This is a genomic window from Methanoregula sp. (assembly GCF_041645475.1).
Classification (GTDB): Archaea; Halobacteriota; Methanomicrobia; order Methanomicrobiales; family Methanospirillaceae; genus Methanoregula.
In genome coordinates this window covers 55,922-70,616 of record NZ_JBAZQA010000011.1, presented here as the reverse complement: position 1 = coordinate 70,616, position 14,695 = coordinate 55,922, and the positions used below count along the sequence as shown (strand labels likewise).

12 protein-coding genes are annotated in these 14,695 nt (G+C 48.3%); 10 read left to right on the top strand and 2 right to left on the bottom strand.

Going from position 1 to position 14,695, the window contains the following annotated elements; genetic code table 11:
* Positions 1–139: 139 nt before the first annotated feature.
* On the bottom strand, positions 140–874 hold the full coding sequence (locus WC598_RS09935; protein ID WP_372961341.1) for a metal-dependent hydrolase: 735 nt from the start codon (positions 872–874) through the stop codon (positions 140–142).
* A 336-nt stretch (positions 875–1,210) separates the two neighbouring features.
* Between WC598_RS09935 and WC598_RS09930 the strand changes: the two genes are divergently transcribed.
* Complete coding sequence (locus WC598_RS09930) at positions 1,211–2,011, top strand: hypothetical protein (protein WP_372961340.1); 801 nt, start codon at positions 1,211–1,213, stop codon at positions 2,009–2,011.
* 267 nt (positions 2,012–2,278) lie between these two features.
* On the opposite strand, the gene WC598_RS09925 is transcribed toward WC598_RS09930, so the two are convergent.
* Positions 2,279–3,034: a hypothetical protein gene (locus WC598_RS09925; RefSeq protein ID WP_372961339.1), complete on the bottom strand. Its 756-nt coding sequence runs from the start codon at positions 3,032–3,034 to the stop codon at positions 2,279–2,281.
* Between the two features lie 157 nt (positions 3,035–3,191).
* Here WC598_RS09925 and WC598_RS09920 point away from each other — a divergent pair, with 157 nt between their 5' ends.
* The 9 genes from WC598_RS09920 (at position 3,192) to WC598_RS09880 (ending at position 14,537) form a co-directional block, all read left to right on the top strand.
* Positions 3,192–3,710, top strand: coding sequence for a hypothetical protein (locus WC598_RS09920; RefSeq protein WP_372961338.1), 519 nt, complete (start codon positions 3,192–3,194; stop codon positions 3,708–3,710).
* A gap of 290 nt (positions 3,711–4,000) precedes the next feature.
* Entirely contained in the window at positions 4,001–5,323 is a 1,323-nt protein-coding gene (locus WC598_RS09915; protein WP_372961337.1) for a hypothetical protein, read from the top strand.
* A 27-nt stretch (positions 5,324–5,350) separates the two neighbouring features.
* The gene (locus WC598_RS09910; protein ID WP_372961336.1) at positions 5,351–6,463 is read left to right on the top strand and encodes a hypothetical protein; all 1,113 of its coding nucleotides are present in this window, start codon (positions 5,351–5,353) and stop codon (positions 6,461–6,463) included.
* Between the two features lie 641 nt (positions 6,464–7,104).
* Positions 7,105–7,440 (top strand): type II toxin-antitoxin system HicA family toxin, encoded by a 336-nt coding sequence (locus tag WC598_RS09905; protein WP_372961335.1) that lies wholly within the window; start codon positions 7,105–7,107, stop codon positions 7,438–7,440.
* Between the two features lie 10 nt (positions 7,441–7,450).
* Positions 7,451–7,678, top strand: coding sequence for a type II toxin-antitoxin system HicB family antitoxin (locus WC598_RS09900; protein WP_372961334.1), 228 nt, complete (start codon positions 7,451–7,453; stop codon positions 7,676–7,678).
* 658 nt (positions 7,679–8,336) lie between these two features.
* Entirely contained in the window at positions 8,337–9,689 is a 1,353-nt protein-coding gene (locus tag WC598_RS09895) for a hypothetical protein (RefSeq protein ID WP_372961333.1), read from the top strand.
* 133 nt (positions 9,690–9,822) lie between these two features.
* A complete protein-coding gene (locus tag WC598_RS09890; RefSeq protein ID WP_372961332.1) occupies positions 9,823–10,347 on the top strand; it encodes a hypothetical protein in 525 nt (174 codons plus the stop codon).
* A 1,491-nt stretch (positions 10,348–11,838) separates the two neighbouring features.
* Positions 11,839–13,149, top strand: coding sequence for a hypothetical protein (locus tag WC598_RS09885; protein WP_372961331.1), 1,311 nt, complete (start codon positions 11,839–11,841; stop codon positions 13,147–13,149).
* Between the two features lie 80 nt (positions 13,150–13,229).
* A complete protein-coding gene (locus tag WC598_RS09880; RefSeq protein ID WP_372961330.1) occupies positions 13,230–14,537 on the top strand; it encodes a PQQ-binding-like beta-propeller repeat protein in 1,308 nt (435 codons plus the stop codon).
* Positions 14,538–14,695 lie beyond the last annotated feature (158 nt).

The following is a 14,695-nucleotide window of genomic DNA, read 5'->3' as shown; positions in this document are numbered from 1 at the left end:
TGGTTCATCGCCGGCCGGTTTCACCGGGCTCCCGTTCCCTCATCATCGTGACCGCAGATCAACCGGCTTTGCAGAACCCTAAATTTTACCGAAGCAGGATAGCGACCAAAAAGACCGCCGAACAATATCTCCTGACCTGTCATTGGGCCGGTTGTTCACCGATCCTGTCCTGCCAGCGCCAGACCAGCCAGGCTGCGATGGCAATAACTATCCCCCCGATAATGAATTCCTCGGGACGACTCCACCCGATAAATGCCAGATGCATTTTTTTCATCCCCCGAATGATGGTTTTATCCAGACCAAGCCCGATAACAATTCCGGAAACCATGCAAAGGACCAGTGCAACGGCTTTCATGATATTTTTGAGAATACGATAAAACCTGGCACTTCTCTTCATGGTGGAATGGCCATGTGCAAGATACACAAGAAAACCCGCACCGATCAGGATTACCAGAATACCTTCTGATGTATTGGCAAGCTCGCCGTTGATGAGGGTGATGAAATAATCCGCGGATAATTTATTCCCGAATGGTCCCATGAGCGGGTAAAGCCAGTTTTCCATCTCAAGCCACATGAGATCAAGAATGCTGTGGGAGAAAATCCCCACCGATAGTGCCAGAAAAACCGGTGATTTCCAGTATTTCCAGACTATAATCCCGATAACCAGGATTATCAGGAAAAAGAGGAGGGTGTGACAATAGATCCTCCCATAGCCGAGGGTTGATGCAAATATGATATGCCCGAGAGGTTTATCGATCAGATCCGGAAGAACCGCACCTATAGAACAGGGTATGATCCACCGGCGATCGCAAAGGATTTCCGCAAGCAGAAATCCAAGGATAATGCCGGTAATCAAGTGAAAGAAAAAATACATGGGATACGTGAGTGGTATGTAAGGTCAAGGATAAAAATGATCACAATGTCATTTTTCCCTCATGGGATCTTAAAAATAAGTCTGTTCTTAAAAAAATGCATGTGCGGATATGCATTGTATTTCTCCCTTGGGGGGTTAGCGGGTGAGTGCGGTTGTTCTCACTGAACCGTCCCTATGATTCCTTCAACCATTTTTAGTCAGTCTCAATTCAGTCAACCAGGTTCTCGCTGACAGACTTAATCCGGTTTTTTTGTGATCCGGATTTGAATCCCGTTCATGTGCATTTCTGCAGAACGAATGAACACATTCATTACCGGCCCGGCAGATACTGGATCGATGAAAGGGAATCTGCTCTGTTTTTTCTGCATGGTACTGGTTTTCGGGTTCGTATTCTCAGCAGCATGTACCTCCTCCCCCTCCCCGGGAGGGCCTGTTGTTGCCACCCTGTCAGTAACCCCCTCTGCTGCAACTGCTCCCCTGGTGCCGACACTCACTCCTGCCGCGACGCCGTCACAATCTCCCCCGGTAACAACGAGTCCCGCCGGCAGGGCAATTGCGAGCCTCCCGGTCTCGACAAATACGCAGGTGCCGCAAACCACGGTAAAAGAAACGTCGGACGATCCCCAGATCCTTGCTCTCGAATTCACGAAAAATTATTTCAACGCGGATATTCCTGACTGCGGCATGAGGGCCGTGTTGCCACAGGTTGCAGCGGATCCCGGGTACGGCATCCAGCCCCCGAAATCCTACCTTGTCGCCATTCCCAAGGATCTGATGCTCGCTTTCATCACGGCGAATATCAAGGATTATGCCCCGGAACCCACAACGGTGGAACGCTATGTCACCCATTACCTGGATCCCAACCTGCTCGGCGGTACCAGTTGCAGCGGTGTGCCTGCACAGCCTGCGTGGAATGTTGTCAGGATCGATCTGACGATCATACCAAGGAATGCCCGGCCGGCAAACTATGATATCGGTATCGATGTCCGGTCGCAAGGGAGAACTGCTGCACAGATCACGATGAACCGGAACCTGACCCTGGATACGCCGGTCAGCTATGAACTGTACGTCCCGTTAAAGACGGCAGAGATGGACCGGTTCGACAGTATTGCAATGAATTTCACGAAGCAGTCGTGAACAGAATCCTTTATTTTTCTTTCGGCTTTTTTTTTAACCTTGCACGGAACTCCGGGCAATGGCCCCTTTCCCTCCCGTGATGCAAAGGCGGGACAACCGGCCCGGTACGGGTCCGGGACCGGCTGCGGGATGCCGGTTTTTCACGGGAGAGAATTGCCCGGCTCCGCTCTCAACGGGCTATGCAAAAAGGCAGAGTATTGCACTCTTCATGGTTCATTGCCGGAACGCTGGCGAAAAGGAAAAAGGGGGCGATCAGATGCCCGGAGATCACCGGTTCTTTCTGGCAATACCCAGGACAACGCACAGGACTCCTATCCCGAGAACGGGTATGAATGGCGGAAGAGGCGTCTGTGTTGGCGAGGCCGGGACATTGACGATAACAACCACCGGTTCGGGGGCCGGTGTCGGGGTGGCTGAGAACACCGCCGGGATGCTGGTTACTGCGGGAATCGATACCCCGGTCCCGCTGCTCTCGACCTCGGACATTGAATGGCATGTGCCGTCATAATAATACGGGTACCCTTCCGGGCAGCAGTGTCCGTCACTTGTGGAGTATTGCTTGAATCCGTACCGGCAGGTATGGCAGGAACCGTCGTAATAGTTGGGCGTGTCACCCGAACAACAGTAACCGGAGTAACTGTCGTACACGCTGCCGTAATCGCACTGGTGGCATGTTCCGTCATAATAATACGGGTACCCTTCCGGGCAGCAGTGCCCGCTGCTCATGGAGGTTTGTTTGTACCCGTCCCGGCAGGCATGGCAGGTACCGTCGTAATAGTGGGGGGAATCGCCCGGACAACAGGTGCCGGAGTAACTGTCGTACACGCTGCCGTAATCGCACTGGTGGCACGAACCTCCGTAAACATACGGGAAGCCTTCGGGGCAGCACATGCCGTTGCTCGTGCTGTAGGTATAGTATCCCGGGTCGCACGACCCGGCAACCGGAGCCACCGCTGCAAGGAGAAGAAGGATGGATCCGATCGCCAGCATGAACCGGGTTGTTGTCAAACGTGATGCACTCATAGCGACACCGTTCGTGGTTCGTAATGATTCAACTGGGGGGCGATAAACGTTTGGATTTGCAGGCGGGGCCCCCCGAACTTCCGGAGCGGGTCGGAATTTTCTCCTGAACAAATGTGAATGAGCAGCATTTATTAGATGACAGTTCACCAGTTCTGGTATGCAGGATGCGGGCTGCAGGGAACAGTATCCCCTGTCGATTGTCGTTGTGTCAAATCTTGTACCGGTTTTGATCTATGTCACTGGCGTCATCCTCCTTTCCCGGTTCAGCCTCTTCTGGGTCATGGCGTATGTGGTTTTTATTCTTCTCCTGGAGTTCCGGCTCATCAGCGGACACTGCGTGGACTGTTACTATTACGGCAGGACCTGTGCGTTTGGCAAAGGCCGGCTGAGCGCCCGGTTTTTTGCACGGGGCAACCCGAAGAATTTCAGCGCTATGAACCTGACCTGGAAAGATCTTGTCCCGGATTTCCTGCTGTTCCTGATCCCCGTTCTTGCAGGAATCGTTCTCCTCGTGCAGAAATTTTCCTGGACCGTTGTCGCCCTCATCATTGCTCTCTTACTTCTGGGTTTCCTCGGGAATGCCCTGGTGCGGGGACGGCTGGCCTGCAGGTATTGTAAGCAACGGGAGATCGGGTGTCCGGCTGAGAAACTGTTCGAGAAAACCGGTAAACCGTAATCCCCCCACCCCCCACTCATTTGCGGGAAAGACTGTTCGGAACTCACGAGGTGTTTATGGGAGGGGAAATCGTTCGGATCCCGGCACAGAGATCGTATATATTAGTAATTATAAATCGCACATCGGGAATAACCGGGGTTTGTCCCGAAAACAAGAAGGACGGGTTCACCAAGCGTCGAACTTTGTGTTGAACCCGGTCCTGCCCGTAGGCATGTGATCATTATCTTTCATTCTTATGAAGATTTTCCCATGCCTCCGAGCGTAGCGTATTGAAACAGGAGGTAAGAAAAATGAAACTACGCGAAGTAAGCGTCGTAATGCTGGCCTTGCTGCTGGCAGCGATGGCGATGGTACCGATGGTGAGTGCGGGGGAGATATCACAATCGGACAAAGTACAGATGGCTGAACTGAATGCATTTGCTGCCAGCGAGAACAGCAAACCGCTGCCGCAGTTACAGTATGACAAAAGCCCGCTAATGGTCAGCGTCACAGGAGAATTTCAGGTTAATGTAAATGCTCAAAATTCCCCGGTCAGGTCCCGTATCGCAACATCTGCAACACCGGAGGTTTCGCAACTCCCCTTTGGTGCTATAGTCTATGATTCCGGGAGCATAACGACCGTGTTCGATCCGACCGGGAAACAGTTGTTCGCGGTCGATGATGCCACGACGCCCCTGGTCAGTACACCGGACGGATCCCTGCCGGCAACATCGGTCTTCGAGATCCCGGACAATTCTCTGATCATGGAAAATCAAAACACCATCAACGTGTTTTATGACAATAAGCGCATTCTGACCGTTATGGGAAATCCGGCGGGAGCCCGGAAGAAAACCGTATCGAAAATGAAGACATACTCACCGGGTACATTGTCCCCACAATGGATTGAATACGGTGAAACTGCACCTATATCCAGCATTGGACAGTTTTCAGCACGATATAATGTTCCCAAGAAACCTACGTTGACAAAAAATTTTACAACTGGCCATCCTTCTCTTGACGGATCACAAAGCACTATCTGGAATGGCCTTCAAGACAGAAATGGCACATATCTGCTCCAGCCAGTTCTTGAATGGTATATAAGACATAATGCCGGTGATCCTTATCCGTATGAGGCAAACTGGAGTATTGCCACGTGGTGGATTTCTCCATGGGAGTTTAATAATAATGGGTTTCACTCAACCCGACGGTATGGAATCCCTTCTACCGGAGAATTAGTTTCGACGGGAGACCTTATGCAGGGCAACATGTACTATAATGCAGGGTCGTGGTCTGGAGCGATTACGGATTTGACTTTAGGTATCAGTTCATCTCTCCAGCTTAACACCACGCAGTCTTCAAATCTGACGTACCGGAACCTCCGGGCATACACGGTACTGGAGGGATGGGATCCCACAATAATTGGAATGAGCACAACAAATTTTAATTCTAATTATATCCCCGGCAATATAACATTCGGCAATATCATCATTAATGACCGGGACGGGAACAGTGTAATTCCATCAGGTATGCCTGGTTATATCAATTCGGCAACATGGGATGTGACTTCCTACGGATTATCGGTAACGAATACATCCTGGCCTACATCTATTAAACTGAATACGGGGAATATATAATATTATTTTTTTATAAGCGGGATCTGTATGAAAATTTTTGTTCTCTCCATTCTCGTGCTCTTTTTTACCCTCACTGGGATTGCCTATGCTGAAACACCAGCGTACGGAAACTGGACCGAAATAACCAATAATGCTGATTTCGGTCCAAAGGGATATTTTGGGAGTTGCTCGTTTGATAACCAACTCTGGGTTATCGGTGGATCTGATGATCGTGGCAATTTTACAAATGATGTCTGGTCATCATTTGATGGAAAGAATTGGAATCTGATCACCAGTAACGCGAGTTTCAGTCCGCGTGTTTCATTTGGAGTCGCGGAATTCAACAATCGTCTCTGGGTGATTGGCGGGGCTTCAAAGGAAAGTGGAATGAATGACATATGGTCGTCCCGGGATGGGAAAAACTGGGATCTGGTCACCACTAATGCAAATTTTACTCCGCGAAGTGACATGGGCGTCACCGTATTCGATAACCGGCTCTGGGTGATTGGGGGTTATGACAGTAAGGCGATTAATGATGTCTGGTCGTCCCGGGATGGAAAAGACTGGATTCTTGTTACCAGCAATGCAAATTTTTCCCCGCGCTACTCCCCGGGCGTTGCCGTATTCGATAACCGGCTCTGGGTGATTGGCGGGGCTGAAACAAATGAGGTGTGGTCATCCCAGAATGGAAAAAACTGGATCCTGGTTAATGGGAGTGCTCCCTTCAAAAAGATGGAGTTTACGCCGGTCGCGGTCCTTGACAATAAACTCTGGATCGTTGGAGGTGGTTCGTATTCGCCGACCCATCAAACCAGTCATCCCCGTGAGACTGCATATGATGAGATCTGGTCGTCACCGGACGGAAACAACTGGACACTTGAAACAGAACACGCCGGGTTTGGTCCGCGATTTCTTCACGGGGTAATTGTTTTCAAGAACGGGATATGGGTAATCGGAGGAATGGGCACTAATTTTAAAGATGTCTGGTATATGCCGTCATTGCGTCCTCAACAGACCCCAGAAGCATCATCCCCACTCATTACGTCAACCCGGCCGGGTCTCCCACAAACAACGGCGAAGGCGGGTAGCAGTCCCCTTCCGATATGTGTCAGTCTCTGCATTGCAGCAGGTGTATATCTGGATTTAGCACGGCGCAATTGAAATGTTTGAGGTTCCCGGTCAACCCTCCCACCCCCAATTTTCTAAATGCTCCCATACGTCCCCGGATTTCCCCCTGAAGATCCTTTTCTTTCTCGTTTTTACAGGCTGAAAACCAGATAATCCCAGAAACCTTCAATTTTTTGCAGGATTTCCAAAAAACGCCCAATTCGTGCCCGGAATAATCTCTTCACCGGTGCGGTCCTGTGGCCGTTCTGAGTATAAACAGACCTCCCGCGACAGATGCAGGAACCCGCAAAAATCACCCTGCAAAAATTCGCCCGTATTCGCGTTGCAGCAGCCGTCCCGGCCAAAAATTACCTGCACGTTGTGGGAAATTTCAGGTCCGCGCAAAGCCCGCTATTTTGCAGGTCTGAACCCCCTGATTATCGGGTATTTTTTGAAAATATCCGTAATCCAACGACTTTTCGAGCCGCGTGGACACCATTTCCTGTGGAACCGGAAAATCGGGTCACAGGATGGGGAAACTGGGCGCTATAATGGCCCGGATTGGGGGTGAGTGAGCAGGTCCTTGGAGTGGGTGACCCCCATCTCTCTTCCAGGGCCCCCCTCTAGCCACCCCCTCTGGTTCGGAACCGGGGCTGGAGTGACGGGAGGGTTAGCCGATGTGAGGTGGTTGGGTTTTGGGAAAAGCGGGGTATGGACTGGGAGTTTCTTACCTCTTGATTGATCCCCTCTATCCCTCACAGCAAAAGGATGATGAATTACAAGCACTAACAATCAGCAAAGGATCGTTACCCGTGACCTCGTTTTATCAGGTAAAAGGAAAAGATGCGGTCAGGGTATTTGTCAATGCCGGGGGAACGGTTCGCCACGGAAAAGGTGATCATGTGAATATCAAAATGCCGAACGGGCAACTGATCACGATTCCAGTATCCGGTGATGTGAAGATCGGGCTTTTGAAAGCTGCTATCAGAAAGGCAGGATTGACCGAAGAGGAATTCGCACAATTATTGTGAGGAAGAGATCATGGAATATACCATTTTAATCCACAAGGCAGAAGAGGGGGGTTTCTGGGCAGAAGTGCCGGCGCTTTCCGGCTGTTTCTCGCAGGGTGAGACGATTGAAGAGACGATCGGAAACACCAAGGAGGCAATTGAACTTCATATCTCCTGCCTGAAAGAAGACGGGGAAGAGATACCTGCGGATAATGAATTTATCATCAGCCGCATACGGGTTGAGACCGTAGCTGTGTAACATAATTCTCTTTTCATCGTTTCGTCCCTGGTATTAGTTCGGTTCAAGGGGGGGATCCCACACGGACCTCACCCCCTTCCAACGTATGTGAGGCATTTGGTACCTCCAATCCGGATCCCGACTGTATGAGAATGCTTCAAATCTCTTATGAAAACAAAAATTCTGGAAGTTTGAGCAGAACGGACCGGAAGCCATTTCCGGATAGTATTGAGGACCGGATATCTCCGTTGGTTCTTCCGGAATATTCCGGATCTGAATATCAGAATAAATTTCGGGTTTTTTTCAACAAATCCGGGCGCGAGCCGATGATCCCCCGGACATCAATAATGAGCAGCTCATTTTCCGTGTCTCATTAAAACAGAAGTATGAGGATATGCCAATCCATTCTATTTCCACAAAACTGTTCGGTGCTCACTATGTGTTTATGTGATGGGAAATCGTTCGGATCCCGGCACAGAGATCGTATATATTAGTAATTATAAATCGCTCATTGGGAATAACCGGTGGTTGTCCCGAAAACATAAGGCCGGGTTCACCAAGCGTCGAACTTTGTGTAGAACCCGATCCTGCCCGTAGGCATGTGATCATTATCTTTCATTCTTATGAAGATTTTCCCATGCCTCCGAGCGTAGCGTATCGAAACAGGAGGTAAGAAAAAATGAAACTACGCAACGTAACCGTCGTAATGCTGGCCTTGCTGCTGGCAGCGATGGCGATGGTACCGATGGTGAGTGCGGCGGATTCAGCAAGTGATTCAAATACTCAGGATCCTTTGGGACAGACCGCAACAGAACATCACACAATTTCATCCGATTACATGAAGGATGCAAAACCTGCCCCGTGGCTATCGGAATCTGAGATGATGACTACGGTTATCTCTCAAAAAACGCTTGGTAAATTCGGTAACAGCGAGAAAACGGATATCATTACTCTTCCGATTGAGTTCCTGAATGCCAAAACCTCATTTACTGTCACAAAAGAGAATCCGGATATTTCTATCGAAAAAGATCTGACTGCTTCGACTGAAAATATTGTTCTCATCCGTCTGCCTAAAGAGATGTACAAGCAGTTTGTTCAAAACGCTCATGATGGGAAAATCTCCCTGCCGGGTCCCTATTTCTTCAGGCATTACGAAAACCTCACAGATCTGAATTCTCACATGAAACGCGATGGTGACACTCTTCGGATTCTTCCCAGTGATAAATATCCCCTGCAGGATAATCCCGGCGTACCAAACGGAGAAATGATAAAACCGTCGTCTCCCATGACACAATTCACAAAATCTGGTGCAGGATTGATCCCCACGAAGAATTCTGTATGGAATGGAACATTGCCTCACCTGTTTGGTGCATGGGAAAAAGCGAACCGGACATATCCCACCCGAAATTATGATTATTGCATTGGACAGATCAGACCCGTCAGCTGGACCCTTCTCGGTGCTGGAAACGACCAATTTGAACTTTTCCAGGAGAGGGAATATAAATTCAATTCTAATGAAGCGATTGAGATCGTAGTTGCACACCGAGACAGAAGCGGCAATGGAATTTTGGAATTATTCCCTACCACCTGGAGAAGCGGTGCCAGTGTACAGCTCCCCCAAAGTGGTTATGTTCAGTTTCCAGGATACGTGGCTATAAACATTAATAATCTTCCTCACTCATTCGGCTACCATGTCCAGTTTGCTTCAGGTTTTTATTATATCGATTTCGAAGATATGGAAACGTTAGATTTCATAAAACGATACATTGTAACTTCTGCACAAGGTACTTCTTCATTTACCGATTTGGCTGGGAGTAGCGAATATAAAAGGGAAACAGATCCCACAACAAATACCTTCGAGGCAACAACAACTGCCAGGGATGAATGGGCACGAAAGGTGAATGACGCAGATTTCCAATATGCAACAAATGTCTGGACAACAATCCCCCCAACAATCGATCAACACGTTAGTGTCAGTACGAATACAGATAATGGACGGTATACAACTACCTCTCACGCGGCTTATCCTTGAGAAGGAATTAACCTTTTTTTTTGGGTATTCATTTTATCCGAGAAGTGAGATTACCAAAAAGGATTAGCTGAAATTATCCCGGATAGAGACAGAATCTCAAAGAATAATGAATTGAGAAAAGGAGTGGGAAAAGATGAATCTGCCAATATCGAAATCAACACTTATTATGATTATCAGTGTGCTTTTAATCTTGGGAATCGTGGGTACTTATCTCACTTGCGGGATTTTATTTCCTTCAAAAGAGGTGTTACTAAATACTTCCTTTGCTGGAGATCACCCGCCTCAGGAAAAGAAAATGATTGATATTCATTACGTAATAGAGGAAAATAACCTCAGTTTTGTCCATAATATGATAATTATTCACCTGACTTCTGATGAACTAAAAGAATTCCCGGATCTTGAGTGTGCTATGCATGGTGAAAATGATAATCCCGTTTTCCAGCGTTATGGTACCTGGGTTGTATCCGATTTTGATGGGAACATGAGCGACTATCTCCGGTTTCATAATCTACCCTGTAAGAACAAGACGCTCCTCGAATGTTATCCCAATCCGCCGCTCTACGAATATCACGGACAATACTACGTTATTCACGCAGAATCAATTGGATCTCATACCCTCGCCGGATGCGAACGGGGGAATTATAACTGCACCAATTAACCTGGGAATTTTCAGGTATGAACTTAAAAAGGCCCGGGGGGATCAGGGAATGTCAGAAAAAACAGAAGTGAGAAGGGGCCGCGTTTCGCAATCGCACCATACAGGATCACCATGGGGGAGTACTACCATCTGGATTTGATTCCGGGCCTGATTCGAGCCTCGATTGCAGGAAATGGGAGCCCAGGGACCGGTCAGTTACGGGCACTTTTTTGGGGCGTTATCTCAAATCCCGCCATATCGCGCCGGAATACCCGACGGGCTGTTTTAATGCGGGAAAAACCTGGGAGTACATAACCGTTCCCGCGGCCGTTCTCCTGCTCCACGACAGTTTGTCTGCGCAGGAACCCGCAAAACTCACCCTGTGAAATTTCGCCCGTATTCGCGTTACAGCAGCAGTCCCGGCCAAAATTTACCTGGACGTTGTGGGAAATTACAGGGCCGTGCAAAGCCCGCTATTTTGCAGGTCTGAAACCCCTGATAATCAGGTATTTTTTTGAAAATATCCGTAATCCAACGACTTTTTGAGTCGCGTGGACATCATTTCCTGTGGAACCGGAAAATCGGGTCACAGGATGGGGAAACTGGGCGCTATAATGGCCCGGATTGGGGGGTGAGAGGGCGGGTCTCGTGGGGGGTTCACTCCCTACCCCCCCACCATTATTTTTTAAAATCGATCCGACCCCCCACCCCCGGGAAGAGGGGGGTTCGGTGCCCGGACCCCCTCCGGAGAGCCCCGGGGCAACGGAGCCCGTATAAGGCCCGGTTGTACCTCTTTTACATCACCCCCTTTTTGGCAGAGGCAATAATTCGAAAAAACACGGTAATTCTTCCGGAACAATTCGCCATTCTCCGGCGGGAATCGGTGAGGTAATATATAGCAATGATCCAAGGGCGGGTAGCGAGAGCGAACGTGCTCCGGATGGGGGCGGGGACCGGGCAACCGGGGGTCCACCCCCCTTCATGATCGCGGAAAATTTCCATCCTCTCTCATTTTCGGGAAGCCCGGCAAAATGCAGCTCACGCCGGGAAGTCCACGCGAAGTCATGGTAATCCGCATGCAGATCCGGGGGGTTTACTCATATTTGATGGGGGGTGGACATTTAATTTCCCAAAGGGGAATGGTCACCAATAAAAATAAAACCCGAGACAGGGGGATAATCCCGCGCACTTTTTCTTTACGCCGGCAGGTAATAGATTCCCTGCATCGCGGATTAATCCTATTTACGTTTTCTCGTTGTAAGCTTTACACATTTTTTTATCAAGCACGCCAGTTTGATGATGAGGACAGAAAATATAAATACCGTAATTATAAATCGCTCATTGGGAATAACCGGTGGTTGTCCCGAAAACAAGAAGGACGGGTTCACCAAGCGTCGAACTTTGTGTAGAACCCGGTCCTGCCCGTAGGCATGTGATCATTATCTTTCATTCTTATGAAGATTTTCCCATGCCTCCGAGCGTAGCGTTTAAAAAAAACGGAGTTGAAAACGAATGAAACTACGCAATGTAAGTGTCGCCCTGCTGGCCCTCTTGCTGGCATCGATGGCGATGGTACCGGTTGTGAGTGCGGCGGATTCCCAAAGAATATCCGCTGGTCAGGACCTCATAGAGGCAAATTATATCCCGGTAGATACTGCGCGGGAACAGGCAACGATAACGATGCTGAACATGATCCAGTCCGGGGCACTGGATGAAAACTGGATCGGTGCAAAAATCAATCCGACTCCTCAGGAAATATTCGATATAAATGGTGATCGACTGTTCTACCTGTTTTCAGTTCAGAAAAATGGGAAACGTGTTGGAGAGATTTACGCAGCTGCGAGCAAGACTCTTGGGGGGTCTGTAATTACAATTGGATCCATTAATGAACCGGATACTGCAAAAAAATTGCTGGAATTTTCTAAAAAAGCGGTGAAGGAAAATTATCCGGGATATCTAGTGCTATCTGAAAAAACCGTATGCTTTGATTATCCAGTCATTGGCTCAATGATGACATTAAAAAACCAAAAAACCGGGGAGAAGAAAGAGATAATTATTGATTCGAGAGACGGATCTGAAAAAAAGATGAATTCACAGGTTTCGTCATATTACGATCAATATTCTACTGAAAATATGAAAAAGAATATTGCGACATGGGATTCGCAGAATGTTGTAATGAATGAACAAAAAAAGGGACTGCTTGCAGTAAATCCAGAGATCTTGTCAAAATATTCTGATTTTGATATCGTAAAAATAACTACCGCGTTTGCGGAATCTAGAACAAATGAGACCGCCTCAAGAACCTCTCTTGATCCGGATGGCATGAAGGTTCTTCCCACATTAACGCACTCCACTCAATATTTCGATGACTGGTGTGCTGTTGCAACTGCCCAAATGATATCGTCGAAATACATGACACCTTCTCTGACACCGGATCACCCCAGTCCTTGGAGTCAGTATCATATTGGAGAAAAGATGGGAGCATATTTCCCAAATGGGTCCCCGGGTACAGGAACCGATCCAAACAAAGAACTGAGATATTACTCAGTTTCGATAGATAATGGCGGTCTGGGTAAATTGAGTTCTATAGACACCTATTCCCCTTATACAACATGGGAAAATGCCAAAGAAGAAATTGATAATCTAAGACCCCTGAAGATAGGACGAGTACTTCCTACCGCGCATGCACGTGCCTGCAACGGCTGGCTTGTAGACGGGGGAAACCGGTATCTGTTATTCTATGATCCACAGTACACGGGTTCGATTTATTGGGAATTTGTGTCTCAAGGATTCACGTACGGTAATTTTATCTATGTCAGATAATGTTCAATCAATTTTTACGGGTTGATTACATGATTACAATGGTATGATTCTAACGATATGAATGAGGAGATTGTCCGAAAATGATCCAAAATATCTGCCAAAGAAAAATTGTGATGATCCTTTTCCTGTCCCTGCTTTTCATCATTCCTGTATACGGTCAGATACCTGATTCTATACAGGGTCCCATCCCGATCTGGTCGAACCAGACCGGAGTCCATGATATACAGGTCCAATGTTCCAGCGATGGGAGGTATGTTGTTACCGGTTCTGATACGGGAATTCTGAGAATGTATAACCAGGAAGGAAAGACCCTCTGGTCTTTCAAGCGGGACGATCAGATGGTGAGGTCAGTTTCGATATCCGGCAACGGGGATTATGTTGGTGCAGTTTTTCTCAATCCTGAAGGGCCGTCATACTATGCAGGGGGAGCAATCTTCGTTTTTAACCGGACCGGAAGTGTTCTCTGGAATTATACCTGTGATTATACCGTTGAACATGTTGCAATTTCGGATAACGGTAACACTATCTATGCTTCAGGAACCCCGAACCTGTATTCGTTCGACCGTAACGGAACCCTCATCGGACAGAACGAGTCAGACGGAAGAACCTGGGTATTGAGAGCGGCGGGCGATGGGTCTTACGCGGTAGCTGGAGGTACGATTATGGAGAAAGTTCACATAGCGGGATCCAACCTTTGGGCAAACCAGATATCTGTTTTTGAGAGAAACGGAACAATTTCCTGGAGATATCCAACACGACAGAGCATAAACAGCATTGGAATTTCTTCAGACATGACAACTATTGTAACCGCTGCGCGTTATCAGTTCTCTTCATTCAGCTGCAACGGGACGCTGATGTGGCAGCTGAACAGCGACCCTGACATTTCGAGCATTGCGGTATCATCTGACGGGGGTTATACTGCAGCAGGTACACAATTCTATGTTGCGTTATACGACCGGGCCGGGGCCGTCCTCTGGAAATATAAACACTCCCCGGAAATCCGCAGTGCAGGGATCTCTGACGATGGCAACGTAATCGTTGCCGGTGGTTCGACGGGCGTTTATGTTCTTAACCGGACGGGGGCGTTACTCTGGCATTATGGGACTCCGAAATCTGTATCCCATGTGTCAGTTGCACGGAACGGCGAGTATTTCGCAGTCAGTACCCCCGATACGACATATTTCTTCAACCGGTGGGGAAATGCAACAGTTCCCGAACCTGAAGGTACCCCTGCGGTCTCTTACGGGGGAGCTGAACATAATCTGACGTTGGGAAACACGGTTCAGGGGACCACGCAGTCATCTCCGGTGTCATCGGTTGTCCCGGTTGTGGCCCTGATGATTTGTACCGGGTTTCTCTGGAGATTTATCGGAAAACGGGATGATTGACGAAATGATTGCGAATACCGGTTGTCCCGAGGACTACAACAAAATCGGGCCGTTCTCTATTATGACATGCATCATTGTATGCATCGCGATAGGGATGTACGTATACTGCAACAGAAGAAGTCTCCGTTAGAACCGAGTGGATAAAATGCGGTTGAGAT

Excerpts from the sequence above, each read along its gene's own strand:
- WC598_RS09930 (WP_372961340.1), top strand. The coding sequence starts at position 1,211 with ATGAAAGGGAATCTGCTCTGTTTTTTCTGCATGGTACTGGTTTTCGGG.
- WC598_RS09910 (WP_372961336.1), top strand. The coding sequence starts at position 5,351 with ATGAAAATTTTTGTTCTCTCCATTCTCGTGCTCTTTTTTACCCTCACT.
- WC598_RS09885 (WP_372961331.1), top strand. The coding sequence starts at position 11,839 with ATGAAACTACGCAATGTAAGTGTCGCCCTGCTGGCCCTCTTGCTGGCA.
- WC598_RS09925 (WP_372961339.1), bottom strand. The coding sequence starts at position 3,034 with ATGAGTGCATCACGTTTGACAACAACCCGGTTCATGCTGGCGATCGGA.
- WC598_RS09935 (WP_372961341.1), bottom strand. The coding sequence starts at position 874 with ATGTATTTTTTCTTTCACTTGATTACCGGCATTATCCTTGGATTTCTG.
- WC598_RS09915 (WP_372961337.1), top strand. The coding sequence starts at position 4,001 with ATGAAACTACGCGAAGTAAGCGTCGTAATGCTGGCCTTGCTGCTGGCA.
- WC598_RS09920 (WP_372961338.1), top strand. The coding sequence starts at position 3,192 with ATGCAGGATGCGGGCTGCAGGGAACAGTATCCCCTGTCGATTGTCGTT.
- WC598_RS09890 (WP_372961332.1), top strand. The coding sequence starts at position 9,823 with ATGAATCTGCCAATATCGAAATCAACACTTATTATGATTATCAGTGTG.
- WC598_RS09880 (WP_372961330.1), top strand. The coding sequence starts at position 13,230 with ATGATCCAAAATATCTGCCAAAGAAAAATTGTGATGATCCTTTTCCTG.
- WC598_RS09895 (WP_372961333.1), top strand. The coding sequence starts at position 8,337 with ATGAAACTACGCAACGTAACCGTCGTAATGCTGGCCTTGCTGCTGGCA.
- WC598_RS09900 (WP_372961334.1), top strand. The coding sequence starts at position 7,451 with ATGGAATATACCATTTTAATCCACAAGGCAGAAGAGGGGGGTTTCTGG.